This is a genomic window from Vibrio tubiashii ATCC 19109 (genome assembly GCF_000772105.1).
Classification (GTDB): domain Bacteria; phylum Pseudomonadota; class Gammaproteobacteria; order Enterobacterales; family Vibrionaceae; genus Vibrio; species Vibrio tubiashii.
The window spans coordinates 1,169,332-1,187,858 of the sequence record NZ_CP009355.1 but is presented as its reverse complement, the minus strand read 5'-3'; the positions used below and the strand labels follow the sequence as shown (position 1 = coordinate 1,187,858).

Genomic DNA, 18,527 nt, shown 5'->3' with positions numbered 1-18,527 from the left:
GAAAGGGGTATTTGATAATTATTGATTTCGATTAAGTAAATTTTCGAAGATATAGTTACGCTGATTGAGTTTTAATAAAAATGCTACGTACCGCACATTTTTGATTTATTTATCAATATGCAAGGAAATGACAATAATCCGATGAAAATTTCTGAACACGCGAATCGAACAGAGCGCTTATATGGACTACGTGCTGAAGATATTCATCGTTGGATAGACGGCTTTTTTGATTTCAATGGCGAAGGTCACCATGACACTATGGCCAGAGAGCTGGAGTTTGATCCTTATTCTCATCGACGATTTCGCCATTGCAAAGAGGCACTTTCTGAAGCCATTCAGGAGTTTGGCGATAAATATACAAGCCAACAGATTAAAGATGTTTTTGAAACTCATGTGCGTGACGATTACCACGGTTATTTGCCTTCTAAAGCTGACTTTGAGAATGGCTCATTTACTGCCAAGTACCATGACGTAAATCATCAAGATGAGCTTGGTGATGTACTCGATGAGCGAGAGCTTGAAGATTACTTCATGGGGGTAAGTGCCCAGCAAACTGATCATCAATCTACTTTAAGCCGATTTAGCTTACGCATTGTTTTACCGACAATCACTGCCATCATTTTGTTTGTGACGGCGATTATCTATGTGATCTTGCCTTTGGTGGAAAACTCCATGGTCAACCAGAAACAGCAGATGCTCAAGGAGCTCACTTCCACGGCAGTCAGTGTGGTCGACCGATACATCAAACTAGAGCGAAGCGGCAAGCTAAGTCGAGAAGAAGCCCAGTCTAAAGCGGCGATGGACATTAAGTCGATGAGGTATGGTGCTGAAAATAAAGATTACTTCTTTATCACTGATATGCATCCAAGAATGATCATGCATCCTTATCGCCATGATCTAACCAACAAAGACTTAACTTACTATTATGAGAATGATGATTCACGCTTTCCCATTTTTGTAGAGTTAGTCAATCTAGTTAAGAACTCTCATGAAGGGTATCTAGAATACCTTTGGCAATGGAAAGACGACGCGACAATTACTGCGCCAAAGATGACTTACGTTGAAGGGGTAGAAGAGTGGCAGTGGGTTGTTGGGACTGGTGTGTATTTACAGGACGTGCAGCAAGAGATTGATAAGCTAGAAAGCACCCTTTATCGAGTGTTTGTATTGATTACTCTAGGTTTGGCGCTGATTTTGTTCTACGTTATCGCCCAATCAAAAGTGATTGAGAGAAGAAAGAAACGCGCTGAACATGCTCTAAATGAGGCTAAGAACCGCTATAAGGCATTGGTTGAGTCTTCTAATGAAGGATATATTTTAGAAGCAGATGGCAAGATTATTTTCTCTAACTCTCGCCTTCACCAATTACTTGGCTACACAGATACTGAACTCAAGTCTCAAACGATTTGGCAGGAACTATTCTCTAGTGCGGCACATAACCAAAACGTCATAGAACATTTACTAGAGCTATTTAGCCACCAAACAGAGCCTGCGGAGTATGAAGCTCAGATCGTCACAAAAAGCGGTCGCGAGATAGACATTATTTTAAGTACCTCTCGAATCTTCCTATCAGAGAAATTAGGCCACGTTATCTCTTTTCGTCCTATCGTTCGCAAAGTGTATGGCGCGAGCTTTGGTTCAGTAAACCCAAGTACGGACTATCAAAAAACCAGTGCAAGTATCGTTTTAGACATTGAGCATGGAGAAAGCCATAGCCATGTTATTGAATCTCTCAACCGGTTGACCGATTTAATTCGCGAGATGATTGTCGCAGGTGCTCGTCCCGATCACTTAAGAAGACTGATTGGCAGTACCTATGATGCGGCGATTGGTCGCTTTATCGAACTGACTATTCAAGAGATAGGGGAGCCGCCTGTACCATTCTCTTTTTTATCGTTTGGCAGTAACGCACGCCATGACATGACTCTATTTTCCGATCAGGATAATGCGATTGTATTCGAGACCCCCGATGAGCAAGACCTAAAGGCCACTCGTCGCTATTTTCTCCACTTAGCAGAAAAGGTTTGTGCCATGCTCAATCAGGCCGGTTACAGCTATTGCGACGGATTGATTATGGCCTCTAACCATCAATGGTGTTTGAGCGAGAAGGAGTGGCAAAGCAATTTTGACCAGTGGGTTCAGCAAGCGACTCCTGACGGTATATTGGAACTGAACGTATTCTTTGATATCCGCTCAACCTATGGTGATACCCGATTAGCGGATGGGATTCAGTCTCATATTCAGAAGCTACTATCGAATCAACCAGAGTTTCTTAGCATATACGCACAAAACTGCCTTGCGCATTCTATTCCTCTCAACGATGAAAATGTGTTGGTTACAGAGCAACATGAAGGGCGTGAAGCAATCAACCTTAAAGATTGCCTAAGACCAATGGAGATCTTTTGTCGTCTCTACGCACTCAAACACGACATCCGAGAAAGTAACACGGTTGAAAGGTTAAAAGGGCTCCATGCTGCGCAAGAAATCGATGCTAAAACCTATAGAGAAATGGTGTATATCTTCGATCATATCTGGCATCTCCGCTTTATGAATCAAATCATAGAATACAGCGACTTAAGGCAAATCAATGACATGTTAACGGTTGAAGACTTAACGATGTTAGAGCAACAGAACCTTAAAAATGTCGTCAGCCGTATTTCAATGTTTCACCAAAAGGTGAAGCATGATTTTGGGCTGGCTACATAGTGGTGTAGTTTGGTCCGCCACCTTCTGGGGGAACCCAGGTGATATTTTGCGAAGGATCTTTTATGTCGCAGGTTTTGCAGTGTAAACAGTTCGCTGCGTTAATCTGTAACTTACGCTGACCTTCTACTTCAATGATTTCATACACCCCAGCAGGGCAATAGCGCTGACTGGGTTCGTCAAATAAGGTTGTATGATGAGTCACAGGCAACTGCTGATCGGCGAGCAGTAAGTGACAAGGTTGGTTCTCTTCATGAAAGGTAGACGAAAGAAAGACGGAAGAAGTTTTGTCAAAACTCAAAACGCCATCAGGCTTAGCGTAGTGGATTGGCTTACAGCGTGATAACTCATGCATCGCTACATAGTCAGCTTGATGATCGGCAATATCCCAACTTGACGTCCCATTTGTCAACTTATGCCAGACATTTTGTTCGAACAGTGACAGCGCTCCTCCTAATAGGGAGCCATATTTATGGATCATGCCGGGGAAATTACGGGTTTGATTGAGCTCTTGGTATAGCCAAGAATCTAAAAACAATGCTTGGTAATCTGCTTCCACTTGGTCTCTTTCAATGGCGTCAAATGCAGCCTGAGCTGCAAGAAGCCCAGATTTCATTGCGGTGTGGCAACCTTTGATTTTGGCCGAGTTGAGCGTGCCAGCGTCACATCCAATTAATAGTCCACCAGCAAATTGCTGCTTAGGAAGCGAGAGCAAGCCGCCTTTGGCAATGGCGCGAGCACCATAAGCGATTCTTTCAGCTCCTTGCAGAAAATGAGCAAAACGTGGGTGGTGTTTAAGCCTTTGGAATTCATCAAAAGGGCTCAGGTAAGGATTGTGGTAGTTGAGGTCAGTGATCAAGCCTACCGCAATCAGGTTATCCTCAAGATGATATAAAAAGCCGCCACCCGTCGAGTCAGACTCACTCAAAGGCCAGCCAGTAGAATGAACCACTAAACCGGGACTGTATCTTTCATCACCTTCAGGCAGTGTCCAAACTTCTTTAATGCCCAAGGCGTAGTGCTGTGACTGACAATCACGATCAAGGTTGAAATGTTTGATTAGGCTTTTCCCTAGACTACCTCGCGCACCTTCAGCAAAGATGGTTTGTTTGGCGTTGAGTTGTATGCCCGCTTGGAAGGTGATTTTCTGCTCGCCATTTTTATCTAAGCCCATGTCGACAGTGATAATGCCAGTCACGGCGCCATTGTCGTCAAAGCAGACTTCTTTAGCAGGAAAGCCGGGAAAAACCTCAACGCCTAGGCTTTCAGCTTGCTCTGCTAACCAGCGGCACAGCTTACTCAAGCTAATCACGTAATTCTGGCGACTGTTTCTCATCGCGAGTGGGGTGAATAGCTCGGGTATCTGAACATGATTTTGCGCGGTGGTGAGATACAGAAACTCATCTTGCGAGACGGGGGTAGTCACAGGTGCACCTAGTTCACGCCAGTCTGGGAAGAGTTCATCGAGAGCCGATGTTTCAAACGCCGCCCCAGAGAGTATGTGCGCGCCAACTTCGGGGCCTTTTTCTACTACGCAAATAGAAAGAGGTTTCTCTTGTTGCTGAGATAGTTGTGCAAGCCGACATGCAGCTGAAAGCCCGGCAGGACCAGCGCCGACAATCACTACATCAAAATCCATGCTTTCTCTTTCCATTGCGTTCAACCTTCCATTTTAAAAATGTTGATTGCATTAAATATAGTTACAGTTGACGTAAACGTAAACTTTACTAAGCTCAAACTACACACATTGTTCTTGGAGAGAGTAATGAAAGTACTGGTAGCGATTAAGCGTGTAATTGACCCGTATACAAAAGTTAGGATAAAGGCCGACGAGTCTGGTGTTGAGACAGGTAACGTCAAAATGACCATTAATCCATTTTGCGAAATAGCCGTTGAAGAAGCGATTCGACTTAAAGAAAGTGGTGCTGCGAGTGAAGTCGTCGTGGTTTCAATTGGTTCGGCTGTGTGTCAGGAGCAGCTTAGAAGCGCGCTGGCCCTTGGGGCAGATAGAGCGATTCACCTTGATACCGAAAAAACGTGCCAACCACTTGTCGTTGCCAAACTACTTAAAGCTGTTGCGCTGCAAGAGGAGGCTCAATTAGTCCTGTTGGGTAAGCAATCCATCGATAATGACAACAATCAGGTCGCGCAAATGTTATCGGCTCTTATGGCCTGTCCTCAGGCGACATTCGCGTCAAACATACAGATTGAAGATGATAAAGCGATTGTGACGCGAGAGATTGATGGTGGCTTAGAGACACTACAAATATCGTTACCTGCTGTGGTAAGTACCGACCTGAGATTAAATGAGCCGAGATATGCGTCACTACCTAACATTATGAAAGCGAAGAAAAAAACATTGGATGTCGTCGATGCGGAGTCTCTTGGAGTCGAGATAAAATCTTCGCAGCAGACGCTGCAAGTCTTTGCACCGCCGAAGCGAGAAGCAGGCGTTATGGTGGCTAGTGTTACTGAGCTTGTCGACAAACTTAAAAATGAAGCGAAAGTGATTGAATAGGGGATAGCAATGAGTGATATCAAAGTATTAGTGTTAGCACAGCATGATAACCAGACCCCGAGCGCAGATTTTTTAGCCACGTTATCGGCGGCTAAATCGATCATTGATTCAGCAGGGAGCGGTTCGGTTGACGCTCTGGTTGTGGGTTGTAACTGTGACAATGTTACACAGCTGATTCAGTCGTGTTCCTTGCTAGAACGAGTCCTTGTCGCTGATAACGCATGCTACCAAGATATGCTTGCAGAGAACTTTGCGGAAGTCGTAAAGCAAGTTGGTGTTGAATACAGCCACGTATTGGCGCCAGCCAATACTTTCGGTAAAGACGTCTTACCAAGAGTGGCTGCGCTGCTCGATGTTGAAATGCTGTCAGACGTGATGGCAATAGAAAGCGTTGATACGGTAGTACGTCCTATCTATGCGGGTAACGCATTAGCCAGAGTACGCTCAGAAGACGTGATAAAAGTGATGACGATACGCTCAACGGCTTTCGATAAAATGCCATTGGGTGATGGTGATTCAGCCCAGCTAGTAACCCTTGATACGCATATCGCGAGCGAAGGTACTCAATTGGTAAGCCGAGAAAGCGCGCAGTGCGACCGACCTGAATTGTCTAGTGCAAACGTGGTGATCTCTGGTGGCCGAGGCTTGGGGAGTAAAGAGAATTTCGCCTTAGTTGAAAAGTTGGCCGATAAACTCGGCGGTGCAATCGGCGCCTCTCGGGCGGCGGTTGATGCAGGATTCGTTACTAACGATCTACAGGTAGGGCAAACGGGTAAGATTGTTGCACCAAACTTGTATATCGCGGTGGGAATATCTGGGGCAATTCAGCACTTAGCGGGTATGAAGGATTCGAAAGTCATTGTCGCGATTAACAGTGACCCCGATGCCGCTATTTTTGAGATTGCAGATTATGGGTTAGTCGGAGATCTGTTTGAGATTCTTCCAGAGTTAATTGAATCAGTTTGAGTTAACTAACAGGCTTTAGGGAAGATACCAAAGGGAGCACAAGGCGTGCTCCCTTTAATTTTATAGCTAATTGCCCCAAATTAACCTTTGGGTTTCTGCAAATGTTCGACCAGCTTCTTAGTAAACCTCGCCGCTTCGCCACCCGTACAAGCTCGATGGTCAAACGTGATAGAGAGAGGCATGACTTTAACCGAAACCGGCTTGTCACCTTTCATCACAACACGTTCAATAATACGGCCTGCTCCCACGATGGCAACTTGCGGTGGAGAAACGACCGGAGTAGCGAATATGCCTGCTATTGCGCCAAAGTTGGACAAGGTTATCGTCGCATTTTGTAGGCTTTCTCGACCAATCTTACGCTCTCTGATCCCCTTGACGGTTTCATCGAGCCACTGACGAACTTGATTGCCTTCAAATTCATCTGCGTGTTTAAGAACTGGCACATAAAGCCCATGACTACTGTCGACGGCAATACCAATATTGACTCTACTGTGTACGCAGCGCGTCATGGTTTCTGCATCAAACCATGCATTGAGCGCAGGTTCTTCCTGGCAGGCATAGACGACCGCTTTAATCAGTCGGCCAGAGATATCTTCATTAGCTAGCCAGTCGCCTAAGTTTGCTTCCTCGGTTATGGTCACCGCAGCAACATGATGATGAGACTCCGACATAGTTGACACCATGGTTCTGCGCGCACCTTTGAGCACTTCAGTCCCCGGGCTTTGTTTACGAGCCTCGTTATAAATATCGCTATCGTTGATCATGCCGTTAGGGCCCGTCCCTTTCACTGTCTTGAGTTCTACACCCAGCTTTTTGGCTAGCAGACGAGCTGAGGGAAGTGCTGTGATGAGTTCATCGGCTGAAGGGTTATGTGTGCTACCAATCCAAAAATCATCCACATCGACATGATGAGCCGCTTGCGAGACGTTACCAACGACAGTCGCGGCATCTTGCTGTTTTGCCTGACTCACCGTCGAGCCGACCAGCTCAGGTTGCTCTTCTATTTCTAGGAGTAGAGCACCAATATTGATCACATCGCCTGCCTCGCCATGCCGACTGACGACAACACCAGAGTAGGGAGCAGGGACTTCAACCACAGCTTTGGCGGTTTCTACGGTTAACACAACTTGATCGAGCTCGACGGAGTCACCGACTTTAATGTGCCATTCAACGATTTCAGACTCGGCTAATCCTTCGCCTAGGTCAGGTAATAAGAAGCTTTTCATTTCCAACCCTCCACCAATTCTCGCGCAGCTAGCACGATATCTTGCTCTTGAATCATGAAGTAATCTTCATTGCGGTAATAAGGCATGATGGTATCCATTCCTGTGACTCTCCGTGGTGGCGCTTTGAGTAAACACATAGCGTGTTCGGCAGTTCGAGCGAGAATTTCAGCGCCTACGCCACAAGTGCGACTTGCTTCGTGAACGACCAACAATCTGCCCGTTTTCTCTAATGATCTTAGGATGGTGTCCATGTCGATGGGTTTTATGGACGCTAGATCAATGACTTCGGCTTCAATACCTTGAGTCGAGAGCGTTTGCGCTGCTTGCAATGATTCAACGACGCATGCGCCCCAAGTCACTAAGGTAATGTCTCGCCCTTTGCGTAAGGTAAAGCATGTATCGAGTGGAAGAGCTTCTCCGCTATCAACGACCTCAGACTTAACGGTGCGGTAGATACGTTTGGGTTCGAAAAACATGACAGGATCGTTGCTACGAATAGAAGCGAGAAGCAACCCATAAGCTCTTTGCGGCGAAGATGGGATCACCACTTTAAAGCCAGCAGTATGGGCAAATAAAGCTTCGACACTTTCAGAGTGATGCTCTGGTGCGTGAATGCCCCCACCGAAAGGAGCTCTGAAAACTGCAGGGCAAGTTAATCGCCCGCGTGTGCGGTTGCGCATTCTCGCGGCATGACACATTAAGTGCTCCAAGGCAGGGAATACGAATCCTTGAAACTGAAACTCAGCGACGGGTCGTAAACCTTGGCTCGCCATCCCAACAGCGACACCGCCAATGAGCGCTTCTGCGAGCGGGGAGTCGATAACTCGTCTTAAACCAAACTTCTCTTTTAGCCCGACGGTAGCACGGAACACTCCACCGTTATCGCCAACATCCTCGCCAAGCACAATCACGCTTTGGTCTTTGTTCATTTCATGATGCAGTGCAAGGTTGACTGCTTCTACTAAGGTCAACTCAGCCATGTTTGCCTCCTTGCATGCGCATTGCTTTGTTTATCAATAAATCTCGTTGCTGATTTAACTCAGCAGGTGCGTGTTCATATAGATAATCAAATGCACTTTCTGGTGCCTGAGGTGGAAGGTTCATGTAGTGGTCAACGGCAATCTCGACTTGCTCTTTACACGCTAACAACCAGGTCTCTTCTTGGGCGTCACTCCAAGCACCTTGATTGATTAAGAAGGCTTTTAACCGTTTGATAGGTTCGAACTGCCATGCTTGATTAAGCTCATCATCACTACGATAGCGACTCGCATCGTCAGCGGTTGTATGGTCACTGAGTCGATAGCTCACCGCCTCAATTAGGGTGGGCCCTTTACCTTTTCTTGCTCTATCTAATGCGGCGAGTACGGTGTCATAGACAGCAACCACATCGTTGCCATCGACGGTCACGCCATGAATGCCAGCGCCTTTTGCTTTGTCAGATAAAAACTCAGCAGCGGATTGGAGGGTTCTTGGGACAGAGATTGCCCATTGGTTGTTATTCACCACAAACACCAGTGGCAAATTCCAAGTACCGGCACAGTTGATACTTTCTAGGAAATCCCCTTTTGATGTCGCGCCATCCCCACATGTGACTAAAGCAGCGTGGTGTTGGTTCTCGATTTTTAGCGCAGCAGCGACACCGACCGCGTGTGTACACTGAGTTGCAATGGGTACACAGAAGGGTAAGTCTCGACAATGTTCTGGAGCCTCGCCATTGGATGGCGTTACGTGAAAATCGCTACCTCGCTCATCACCTCCCCAGTATTGGAGGTTTTTCTCCATCGGGATACCGCGCACCCACATTGCGGGCATATCACGGTAATAGGGAATAAACACATCGCGTGGATGCATGGCATGGCCAATGGCAACACCATAAGCTTCCGAACCTAAATGAGAAGGGTAGGTGCCGAGTTTGCCCGTTCGTTGTAGGGCAACCGCTTTGTTGTCATACGTACGGGTGAGAACCATATCCTTATAAAAGGCGGTTAACGTCGTTAAGTCTGCCCAAGCTGGCAACTGGTTTACGGATACACCTTCGTGGTCAATAAAGCGCAGCATGGGTAGTGTCTGAACATTCATTACTATCTCCTTTTTGTTTCGCAGAGATGGATCGCACCTAAGAGAAACGATGTATGACTCAGCGACCATGTTTCGGTCATGAAGAGCCAAGATAGATACTTAAATTTCATACAACTTGTTGGCAAAAACTAAAACAACCTACTGAGTTTTCGATTCGTTGCACTTTATTAAGCTGCAAACTTGAGTTAAACCAGAGATCAATTTCGAGAATTGCACTTAAAGATAAGTGTAACCAAAATGTTAAATTTTGCCTGTTGGGTGTTTGTTTGAAGAGTAAATCTGAGCTTACAGTCGGGAGCTAGGTGGAGAAAAATGCCAGTTTTAAACAGCGGTGTGGTGAAAAACTAGACAATTATACTTAGGTTGAAATACTTGGTGGAATATTGGTTTGCAAGTTCAGAAAGAGAAAAATGTGTAAATGAGTGTCTCTAAAATGAAAAAACAGCAGACCGAAGCCTGCTGTTATTCATCGTTATTTACATTTCGGACTAGTCTGGTTGTTCAGCCAAGTTTTGTTTTTGCTGTACCTTGTAGACCTTGCCTGCGTTAAAGCGTTCTAGGTAGTCTGCTAGGTCGCGCTTCACTTCCGGAACTAGGATGTATAGACCTACAATGTTCACAAGAGCCATTGCAAAGATCATCGCGTCAGAGAAGTCGATAACTGGGCCTAAGTTCATTGCTGCACCAATGACAACGAAGATACAGAATTTCACTTTAAAGATAAGCTCGGCTGTTTTGCTCTCACCGAATAGGTAAGTCCAAGCTTTCAGGCCGTAGTATGACCAAGAGATCATGGTAGAGAAAGCGAACAGCACTACCGCAATTGCAAGGATGTATGGGAACCAGCTAATTGCGCTACCGAATGCAGCAGACGTTAGTTCTACACCAGCAAGGCCAGTATCAGTGTCTAGGTAACCAGTAATGATGATAACTAGGGCAGTCATCGTACAGATAACCACGGTATCAATGAAGGGTTCTAGTAGAGATACGAAACCTTCAGACATTGGCTCTTTGGTTTTTACTGCTGAGTGAGCAATTGCGGCCGAACCAACACCTGCTTCGTTCGAGAACGCTGCACGTTTGAAGCCTTGGATAAGCACACCGATCACGCCACCCGCAATACCTTCACCTGTGAATGCACCGTTAAAGATAGCGCTGAACGCGTCATCAATGCGGTCGAAGTTCATTAGGATAATGATAAGAGCAGCACCGACATAAATCGTCGCCATGAACGGAACCACTTTCTCCGTTACCTTAGCGATAGATTTAATACCACCGATGATAACGATACCCACGATCACCGCTAGGATTAGACCGAATAGCCAACCTTTGTCTGCGAAGAATGACGCATCGCCACCTGTTACGCCGACAACCTGCTTAAACGCTTGGTTAGCTTGGAACATGTTACCGCCACCAAGAGAACCACCAATCGCAAATACAGAGAACAGAACCGCTAGGGTACGGCCAAATGCAGCGTTACCGCGTTTAGCTAGACCTTTGCTTAGGTAGTACATAGGACCACCAGAAACAGAGCCGTCTGGGTTAGTATTACGATATTTCACACCTAGTGCACACTCTACAAACTTACTGGACATACCGAGTAGGCCAGCAAGAATCATCCAGAATGTCGCACCAGCACCACCGATGGAAACCGCAACGGCCACACCAGCGATGTTACCCAAACCAACGGTACCTGAAAGTGCAGTGGTTAGAGCTTGGAAGTGAGAAACCTCACCCTCTTCTTTTGCTTTAGGATCAGAGAACTTCCCTGATACAAGTTGAACCGCGTGCTTAAAGCCGCGAACGTTAATGAAGCCTAAGTAGAAAGTAAAAAAGCTAGCTGCAATAACTAACCAAAGAACAATCCACGGCACCTGTACGTCAGTAAAAGGGAACGGAATAGTCGAAAAGATCATTCCTACAAAAGGGTTAACGATAGGTGCAACGACTTCGTTGATTTTGTCATCCAAACTGGATGCTGCAGCGCTACCTGCAAATAGACTCGCCAATACGGCTAGCGAAATACGCTTTGTCATGCTTTTCCTGCCTGTAAATAGGTGTTTATATGAATAATATTTATATGATGCTGTGTTTTGTTACATTTATGTAACGTTTGCTATTATTCACTTTATAAATACCTAAGCAACATCTTTGGCGGAAAATATGATCCAGCAAACAATTCTGATTTTTACTAACTTTATGCGACCATTTTGAACTTATTCACTGGTTTTTGATGAAATGTAGGTGGAATTGATAATTGATATCTTAGTGAATTAGTCGGATATTTGGCGTTATCTATAAATATATAAAACTGTATGATTACTAATTGACCAGTAAAACATGACGGATTATGTGGTGATTTTAGATGAAAATGGTGAATATGCGCGCCGCGTGCATTAAAATTCACAGAGTAAATGGTTGGGTGTTATTTGATAAATGAGTAAGGTTGATTTCAGTTTGTAGAGGCAAAGACGTCGAGCGTATTCCGTCACTTCGCTGTCATATTAGAGAGGTAACTTACGCCAGCAGAAATTCTAATCGATGATATTCAGACGATTAGATGGGTTAGGTAAGTAAAAGAACTCAGAAGAAAATGGCAAAGAGAACGCACGAATTAGATGAAGTGATCATCAGTGAACTACAAAGTCATGGCTATATAAAAAGTGAAGCGGAAGCCTACTTAAAGCGAAATGTTTACAACTTAAATAAAAGTGAAGTGGCAACCATCAAAAATTACGCAGAACACTTTGGATTGAGCGCGAAAGAAAAGCTTATTGAAGACATACTCGAACTGCGACGAGAAAGTATCTTGCTAAAACTTACTGAACAGGCCTCTTGTGTGTAATGTGTTTAGAAACATTGTCTTTTGGTTTGCGCGTGAATGAAATGCAAACTCACTCAAACTTGCAACTGATGCTTGTTATGCAAGTAGGACAAATCTTATAAGGCAAACAACCCTTAGTGTTGTAATAAATAGAAGCCACAATAAATGGTAGGGGTGTAGGTGATACCCTATATAAAACAGAAACTTAACACGGTTAGCTTTGTGCAAAATCTCTACCTATCTAGATTGCATTTAATGAAATCAGGAGTACGATGCGCGCCATCCAAATATAAGTGGTGGTAATCATGAAATCTAACGCATTAAAAATTGCAATCGTTACGGCTCTTGGTCTTTCTTCTTTAACAGGTTGTATGGGTCAAATGGCGACAACCGGTATCGTTTCAAAATTCAACTTAGAAGTGGTAGATAATCGCTACGGTCGTGCTGGGATGTTCATCCTACTGTCTCCTGTTTATGGTATCGCGGGTGCGGCTGACTTGTTTGTTATCAACTCGATTGAATTCTGGACTGGGAAAAACCCAGTATCGGGTAAATCACCAGCAGTTGTTGACACTCCAACCAAGAATTACATCAAAGTAAACGACAAGTTGGACAACTCTCTAAAAGAAGTGCCTCTAGCGAGCAACTCAGAAATTGATCATGCGACAATGAACCAGATCGATGCCGACACTCTGCAAATGGATGTCACGTACGCTAATGGCTCGAAACAAACGCTTCGTGGTGAAAGATTAGCTGAAGGTGTCGCGTTCTATTTAGACGATCAGTATGTCACAACGGTTTCAAACATTGAGCTAACAGACTACGTTGCTTCTGCGAATATCTAAAACGTTGCTATAAACTTCGTAGCGACAACAGACTAAATCCCCGCCAGTCGGGGATTTTTACATTTGTCGTCAGGAGACTAATACGAAAGTTTATAATTTTGCTGATACATATATTTAACAATAATGTCCAAAACGCTATAGTAAGGATTGAACAAACTATAGGAGTTAAAGGATGAAACTCACGATATCAGGGAAGTTACAGCTGAGTTTTCTGTCGCTTGCAGTACTTTTTATCGTTTCCGCGTTCTTTATTTATCGCAGCTTAATCACCGTTGAAACCCATACCGCATCGCTATTAAACCGAGATTTGCCGACTGTTGATGCAGGGCGTTCTATTCAACAATCCATCCACGCTACCGTCTCGTCACTGAGAGCCTACATGTTGTTAGGAGGTGATGAAGCAACAGGTGAAGCTGAAAAAGCGAAACTCGATCAGTCGCTTTTAAAAGTGGATGAATCATTGCCTAAGTTAGAGCCTCTACTCACTGAAGAAAATTATCAGCAAATCCTTTCCCAGTGGACGCTGGTTGCTCAGTCACTCAATGATATTGCTGAACTTAGCCATTCCGATGAAAACCTTCCAGCTCACTCGCTGTTTATTAACGAAGCCGCACCGATTGCTGAAGTTGCACTCGATCAGCTTCAGGGGCTAATTAATGATGAAGCGGGTAACAAAGAAGGGGGGGAGCGTAAGCGATTGTTTAGGCTCTACGCTGACAGCTATACCTCTTTAGCCAATGCATTATCTTCTATGCGTGATTTCCTTCTTTATGGAAAGCAGGAACATTTAGATAAATACCAAGATTTTCTCAAGGCTCATGACAAATCAGTCAAAGAGATTGATTCTAAAGTTGCCTTGTTATCGAGTAGCGATCAAGGGTTGTGGGATCTATTCAAAGAGATGCAACAGCTCTATTTCCCTTTAGCTGACCAGGTAGTTGAATTACGCCGCTCAAGTGATTGGAATATCGCGAACCAAAAAATGGCCAATGAACTAGTGCCAGCGGTGACTGCGTTAGATTCTAATCTTGACTCAATCATTAATCAGCAGCAGTCGGTTGCAGATCAAAGCGGTCAGGGAATCTTTAATTCAGTGACGAGCGTAATCTCACTATTGGTGGCGTCAATCGCCATTGTAGTGATTGTCGCTGCAACAACTGCGCATTTTATGGGTAAGAGTATTGGTCGCCGAGTTAAGACGATTTCTAAACGTGCAGAATCGATTGCCAATGGTGACGTTTCACAATCTGCTTTGCCGATTGAAGGTAGCGATGAGTTGGCAAGTTTAACTCGCTCAATTAACAAGATGAATGATGAACTGGCCGCCATTGTTAAGGGTGTGAGCAACAAGGCTTCAACGGTAAGCGACAGTATGAACGCTTTACTTGATGCTAACGCGAAAACGGTACATCAGGTCGAAAACCAGAAATCTACGATGGAGCTAGTAGGGCACCAAGTGACGGATGTTAGCCATTCTGCAACTGATACTGCCACGCAGGCCGAGCAATCAGCGAGCAAGCTATCTGAGTCTCAGGCACAGATAGAACTGGGTTCTCAAGCTCTCGACCTCAATAAGACCACGGTGGGCTTACTGCATGCCACGATTGAAAAAGCCAGTGAACAGGTCGATGCGTTGAGCAAAGAGAGCGAAGCTATAGGCCGAGTGACCGAAGTAATTGAAGGGCTTGCTGAACAGACAAACTTGCTTGCTCTTAATGCCGCAATAGAGGCAGCGCGAGCAGGCGAATACGGAAGAGGTTTTGCTGTGGTGGCAGATGAAGTGCGCCTACTTGCTACTCGAACAACCGAATCTACCACTGAAATCAACAATATAGTCAATGCAATTCAATCGTCAACGGCGGCGGTTGTTGGTGAAATTGATAAGAGTAAGTCTCTAGCGGAAGAGGGGGCTAACCATACTGAACAAGCATATGGCACGTTAAGCTCGACGACACAACAGATCGAAGAACTAAACCAACAGATGCAAGATCTATTGAGCTCAGCGCAGCAGCAGTCTCAAGCGACTGACGAAATCCAATTGCTGATGAATAAGGTGATTGAATCCGTTGAAGGAGTTGCTGATATATCGCAATCCTCGTCAGAAATCTCGAACCAAGTTCGAGGGCAAGTTGATGAGCTGAATGGGGAAATGAGCCGTTTTCAGATCTCTTAACAAGCGTTGACGACTTATCGAGTGATGTCTCATTCTTAAACCAGATCGGCATCATCTAATCGAAGTATCATCTATACCTAATATATCAATAATATAAAGCTCAATAATTCACTTATTGAGCTTATTTTTTAGGGACAAAAGTGCTTCGAATCATATTTAGCCTATTCGCAATGCTGGCTTGTTTTCCACTGTATGCTGAGCAAAGTGACAAGCTAGTAATCGCCAACTCTAAGGCATGGAAACCTTTCTCATTTATTAATCATAAGGGGGAACCCGACGGTATTCTCGTTGACTACTGGCAAGAGTATGGACGTAAAAATAACGTCGAAATAGAATTTGTGTTGCTTGATTGGCAAGCATCTCTCGATGCGGTTCGAGATGGGCAAGCCGATATTCATGCCGGTTTGTTATGGTCTGAGCAACGTGACAGTTATTTGGACTATGCCCCCGAGATTCTGTCGATTGACACCCAGATGTACATTGGTCAGGAGCTGATAGGAACTAACCTTGATGCTTTTATGCTCGGTGAACATCAACATTTGGTTGGTGTTGTGGCTGGTGGTTATGAAGAGGAATTTACAAAGCGCCATTTTCCCAATTTGAATCTGATTAGCTATTCTAATAACCAATTGATGATAGAAGCGGCATTTAGTGGAGAGCTCGATGCTTTTGTCGCCGATCTGCAAATGGCTAACTTTTATCTGTTTAGCAGTGATGAACCTCAGCGTTTTATTGGTGTAAGACACCTTTATTCTGGGAACTTACGCGCAGCGGTGAGTGAAGGGAACACCGCGCTACAACAGCAAATAACACGTGGCATCAATGAATTCGGCAATGATGAGAAGCAGCAGATCTTTAACCGCTGGATGTATGTCAGTACTGTCTATCCCGACTACCTTGTCCCATTCGCAGCCTTGCTTATTGGCATTGTTACGTTGAGCTATATCATTGCCCTCAAACTTACGGTTAAAGTCAGAACCAATGCCCTAGAGCAGGCCAACTTAGAACTTAAGACGCTCTCAGAAACGGACCAACTCACAGAGCTCAGTAATCGGCGACATTTTGTTAATGAGTTTCAGCAAAGGCTGAAGGAAGGGGGCTCGATGAGCGTGATGATTTTTGATATCGACGATTTTAAACAGATTAACGATAACTATGGTCATCAAAGCGGAGACATCATCATCAAAAGTGTCGCACATGCGGCGAATAACATTTTGTCTGAAAACCAATTGATTGGCCGGATCGGAGGAGAGGAGTTCGCCATTTTACTTTGTGGCGAGACTTACGAAGCGTCAGTTGTCGTTGCTGAGCAAGTATGTGCCGCTGTACGTAAGGTGAAACTGCTGGAAGATAGCGAACGCAAAATCACGGTCAGCTTAGGCTGTGCTTACTACCCGAGCACAGACTTAAATCCATCCCTATCAGATGCCGACCACCTGATGTACCAATCTAAAACCAATGGCAAAGATCGCGTAACGGCCAAAGTGTTTAGTTAGGCTTGAGTGAGCGTAAAAACATCAACCAAACACTAAAGTGATGCTAACTTCACCACTTAACCAGAATATTGAAAGAAAACACTTTTCTTTTCAGTTATCTGTGGCATATTGAATTTGTCTTCACGATGATGCGTGCATCGTATAATGGCTATTACCTCAGCCTTCCAAGCTGATGATGCGGGTTCGATTCCCGCTGCACGCTCCAAGTCTTTTTAGGCTATCTCATCTCGATGCGTACTTCGTATAATGGCTATTACCTCAGCCTTCCAAGCTGATGATGCGGGTTCGATTCCCGCAGTACGCTCCAAGCTTTCTTTTCAAGTTACAATCCAATAAGTTTAATCCTTCGCGTGAAATGAGCGTTCAGAAGCGAAACACGTATCTTTCTGTCATTTAATATAAGTTTACTCTCCGTAATACAAACTCGTGTTCTTAACATTGAAATTCGTTAGCCATAAATTGAGTGTACGTTTTGTTTAAGTTCAGAAAGGCAATTCTTTACTTTAAAATGACATAACGTAGCGACTTTTAACCGTATTTTGCGTGTCTCTGACAAAGTGTTGCGACCTATTAAAAATATCAATACTACCTATTTTCACCTGTGTTTTTGGAGTTGCTAAAGTCCACTTCCTCAACCTAGCACCCCCGCTAACACATATGAAAAAGGTACTATTTAATGAACCGTAACATTGTTTTAATCACGCTATCTTCTATTTTTGCCGTTGCTTCAGTTCAGGCTTCTGAGCTTACTGGTGGACTAGAGATAGACAACAAATTCTCGGCGGAAAACGTAGCCGATTTAGGTACGGGAGCAAAACTTTTTGTTGGTTACGAAGGCTTTGGCGTATCCGCAAAACGTAATGATACTAAAACCAAAGAGTACAACTTTAACTACACCCATGATTTCGATACCTTCTTTGTTAAAGGTGAATATGAGTTTGTAGATAATCGTTCTCGCGTTGAAGAGAACGGAACGAACAATATTGGCGCTAACGTAAATAAGTTTGGCATCACAGCTGGAACAAACGTAATGGGGTTATTTGATACCTCATTGCGTCTACGAAAAGACCTTGATGATAAAGAACTGAATGGCAAAAAGAGCGATATAACACGTTTTGACTTTGCTGTCGGTAAACAATTTGAAAACGTATATCTTAATACCAAGGTGGTTGGCCAGCACCAAAAAGACAAGCGAATCGCAACTGTTAATGACACTATTTATAATGTTGAAGCTCGTTTAACTTTCAATAATATTGCAAACGGATTTACTCCATATTTCGAAGCGGGCAATGAAGCCCAGTTTGGCAGTGATAAGCGTAATACTTACGGTAAAGTTGGTGTCGTATTTAACTTCTAGAGCAAGGTAGTACCATTATGGTTAGAAAGATTTTCGTTGCTGCGGTAGTTATCCTATCGTTCAATGCTCATGCTCTATGTCGCTCAGGAAATGAAATTACTGACGCAGTGGAAGGCGCAATAGCTGGTGGCGTCGTTGGAGCTATTGCTGGTGATGCTACAACTGGAGCTGCGATAGGCGCTACAGTAAGTGTTATTGACGGTGCTTACCAAGATGTTGAATGTGAAGAAGCCATTGGTGATGAATTAGTGGCTGGTGCAATTGAAGATGAGTACGAAAGTGAAATGATAGAAAATGCTATTGTGGAAGATGCACTAGTTAATTAATCAGCACGTAACTT

General features: G+C 44.4%; 14 protein-coding genes and 2 tRNA genes. 11 read left to right on the top strand and 5 right to left on the bottom strand.

The window, feature by feature from the left end; translation table 11 throughout:
- Positions 1-141: 141 nt before the first annotated feature.
- Positions 142-2,706 (top strand): DUF294 nucleotidyltransferase-like domain-containing protein, encoded by a 2,565-nt coding sequence (locus IX91_RS20500; RefSeq protein ID WP_004743082.1) that lies wholly within the window; start codon positions 142-144, stop codon positions 2,704-2,706.
- Here the strand turns inward: IX91_RS20500 and IX91_RS20495 are convergent.
- Positions 2,699-4,357: an electron transfer flavoprotein-ubiquinone oxidoreductase gene (locus IX91_RS20495; protein ID WP_004743083.1), complete on the bottom strand. Its 1,659-nt coding sequence runs from the start codon at positions 4,355-4,357 to the stop codon at positions 2,699-2,701. The two genes, IX91_RS20500 and IX91_RS20495, sit on opposite strands and share 8 nt — an antisense overlap.
- Before the next feature lie 111 nt (positions 4,358-4,468).
- On the opposite strand from IX91_RS20495, the gene IX91_RS20490 reads away from it, so the two are divergent.
- Together IX91_RS20490 and IX91_RS20485 are read left to right on the top strand one after the other, a co-directional pair.
- Entirely contained in the window at positions 4,469-5,221 is a 753-nt protein-coding gene (locus tag IX91_RS20490; RefSeq protein ID WP_004743084.1) for an electron transfer flavoprotein subunit beta/FixA family protein, read from the top strand.
- Between the two features lie 9 nt (positions 5,222-5,230).
- A complete protein-coding gene (locus tag IX91_RS20485) occupies positions 5,231-6,187 on the top strand; it encodes an electron transfer flavoprotein subunit alpha/FixB family protein (protein WP_004743085.1) in 957 nt (318 codons plus the stop codon).
- 80 nt (positions 6,188-6,267) lie between these two features.
- Here IX91_RS20485 and IX91_RS20480 read toward each other — a convergent pair whose 3' ends face one another.
- The 4 genes from IX91_RS20480 to IX91_RS20465 all read right to left on the bottom strand — a co-directional run bounded on the left by IX91_RS20480 (position 6,268) and on the right by IX91_RS20465 (position 11,528).
- Complete coding sequence (locus tag IX91_RS20480; RefSeq protein ID WP_004743086.1) at positions 6,268-7,413, bottom strand: dihydrolipoamide acetyltransferase family protein; 1,146 nt, start codon at positions 7,411-7,413, stop codon at positions 6,268-6,270.
- Positions 7,410-8,393, bottom strand: a complete 984-nt coding sequence (locus tag IX91_RS20475; RefSeq protein WP_004743087.1) for an alpha-ketoacid dehydrogenase subunit beta — start codon at positions 8,391-8,393, stop codon at positions 7,410-7,412. The genes IX91_RS20480 and IX91_RS20475 overlap by 4 nt, the downstream gene beginning before the upstream one ends.
- Complete coding sequence (pdhA, locus tag IX91_RS20470) at positions 8,386-9,492, bottom strand: pyruvate dehydrogenase (acetyl-transferring) E1 component subunit alpha (protein WP_004743088.1); 1,107 nt, start codon at positions 9,490-9,492, stop codon at positions 8,386-8,388. Before pdhA ends, IX91_RS20475 begins: the two co-directional genes overlap by 8 nt.
- 488 nt (positions 9,493-9,980) lie before the next feature.
- The gene (locus IX91_RS20465; RefSeq protein ID WP_004743089.1) at positions 9,981-11,528 is read right to left on the bottom strand and encodes an alanine/glycine:cation symporter family protein; all 1,548 of its coding nucleotides are present in this window, start codon (positions 11,526-11,528) and stop codon (positions 9,981-9,983) included.
- Positions 11,529-12,085: 557 nt separating this feature from the next.
- On the opposite strand from IX91_RS20465, the gene IX91_RS20460 reads away from it, so the two are divergent.
- The 8 genes from IX91_RS20460 (at position 12,086) to IX91_RS20425 (ending at position 18,513) form a co-directional block, all read left to right on the top strand.
- Positions 12,086-12,337 carry a hypothetical protein gene (locus IX91_RS20460; RefSeq protein ID WP_004743090.1) on the top strand — a complete coding sequence of 84 codons (252 nt, stop codon included), beginning with the start codon at positions 12,086-12,088 and terminating at the stop codon, positions 12,335-12,337.
- Positions 12,338-12,621: 284 nt separating this feature from the next.
- Positions 12,622-13,161, top strand: a complete 540-nt coding sequence (locus tag IX91_RS20455; protein ID WP_004743091.1) for a DUF3332 domain-containing protein — start codon at positions 12,622-12,624, stop codon at positions 13,159-13,161.
- Between the two features lie 172 nt (positions 13,162-13,333).
- Positions 13,334-15,334, top strand: a complete 2,001-nt coding sequence (locus tag IX91_RS20450; RefSeq protein ID WP_004743092.1) for a HAMP domain-containing methyl-accepting chemotaxis protein — start codon at positions 13,334-13,336, stop codon at positions 15,332-15,334.
- Between the two features lie 140 nt (positions 15,335-15,474).
- Positions 15,475-16,830, top strand: coding sequence for a transporter substrate-binding domain-containing diguanylate cyclase (locus tag IX91_RS20445; protein ID WP_004743093.1), 1,356 nt, complete (start codon positions 15,475-15,477; stop codon positions 16,828-16,830).
- Between the two features lie 130 nt (positions 16,831-16,960).
- Positions 16,961-17,035: transfer RNA gene (locus IX91_RS20440), tRNA-Gly, on the top strand.
- Positions 17,036-17,062: 27 nt separating this feature from the next.
- Positions 17,063-17,137, top strand: a tRNA-Gly gene (locus IX91_RS20435).
- Positions 17,138-17,506: 369 nt separating this feature from the next.
- Positions 17,507-18,187 (top strand): hypothetical protein, encoded by a 681-nt coding sequence (locus tag IX91_RS20430; protein ID WP_004743094.1) that lies wholly within the window; start codon positions 17,507-17,509, stop codon positions 18,185-18,187.
- A 17-nt stretch (positions 18,188-18,204) separates the two neighbouring features.
- On the top strand, positions 18,205-18,513 hold the full coding sequence (locus IX91_RS20425) for a hypothetical protein (protein WP_004743095.1): 309 nt from the start codon (positions 18,205-18,207) through the stop codon (positions 18,511-18,513).
- Positions 18,514-18,527 lie beyond the last annotated feature (14 nt).

Excerpts from the sequence above, each read along its gene's own strand:
- IX91_RS20500 (WP_004743082.1), top strand. The coding sequence starts at position 142 with ATGAAAATTTCTGAACACGCGAATCGAACAGAGCGCTTATATGGACTA.
- IX91_RS20460 (WP_004743090.1), top strand. The coding sequence starts at position 12,086 with ATGGCAAAGAGAACGCACGAATTAGATGAAGTGATCATCAGTGAACTA.
- IX91_RS20425 (WP_004743095.1), top strand. The coding sequence starts at position 18,205 with ATGGTTAGAAAGATTTTCGTTGCTGCGGTAGTTATCCTATCGTTCAAT.
- IX91_RS20495 (WP_004743083.1), bottom strand. The coding sequence starts at position 4,357 with ATGGAAAGAGAAAGCATGGATTTTGATGTAGTGATTGTCGGCGCTGGT.
- IX91_RS20450 (WP_004743092.1), top strand. The coding sequence starts at position 13,334 with ATGAAACTCACGATATCAGGGAAGTTACAGCTGAGTTTTCTGTCGCTT.
- IX91_RS20465 (WP_004743089.1), bottom strand. The coding sequence starts at position 11,528 with ATGACAAAGCGTATTTCGCTAGCCGTATTGGCGAGTCTATTTGCAGGT.
- IX91_RS20480 (WP_004743086.1), bottom strand. The coding sequence starts at position 7,413 with ATGAAAAGCTTCTTATTACCTGACCTAGGCGAAGGATTAGCCGAGTCT.
- pdhA (WP_004743088.1), bottom strand. The coding sequence starts at position 9,492 with ATGAATGTTCAGACACTACCCATGCTGCGCTTTATTGACCACGAAGGT.
- IX91_RS20430 (WP_004743094.1), top strand. The coding sequence starts at position 17,507 with ATGAACCGTAACATTGTTTTAATCACGCTATCTTCTATTTTTGCCGTT.
- IX91_RS20455 (WP_004743091.1), top strand. The coding sequence starts at position 12,622 with ATGAAATCTAACGCATTAAAAATTGCAATCGTTACGGCTCTTGGTCTT.
- IX91_RS20490 (WP_004743084.1), top strand. The coding sequence starts at position 4,469 with ATGAAAGTACTGGTAGCGATTAAGCGTGTAATTGACCCGTATACAAAA.
- IX91_RS20485 (WP_004743085.1), top strand. The coding sequence starts at position 5,231 with ATGAGTGATATCAAAGTATTAGTGTTAGCACAGCATGATAACCAGACC.
- IX91_RS20475 (WP_004743087.1), bottom strand. The coding sequence starts at position 8,393 with ATGGCTGAGTTGACCTTAGTAGAAGCAGTCAACCTTGCACTGCATCAT.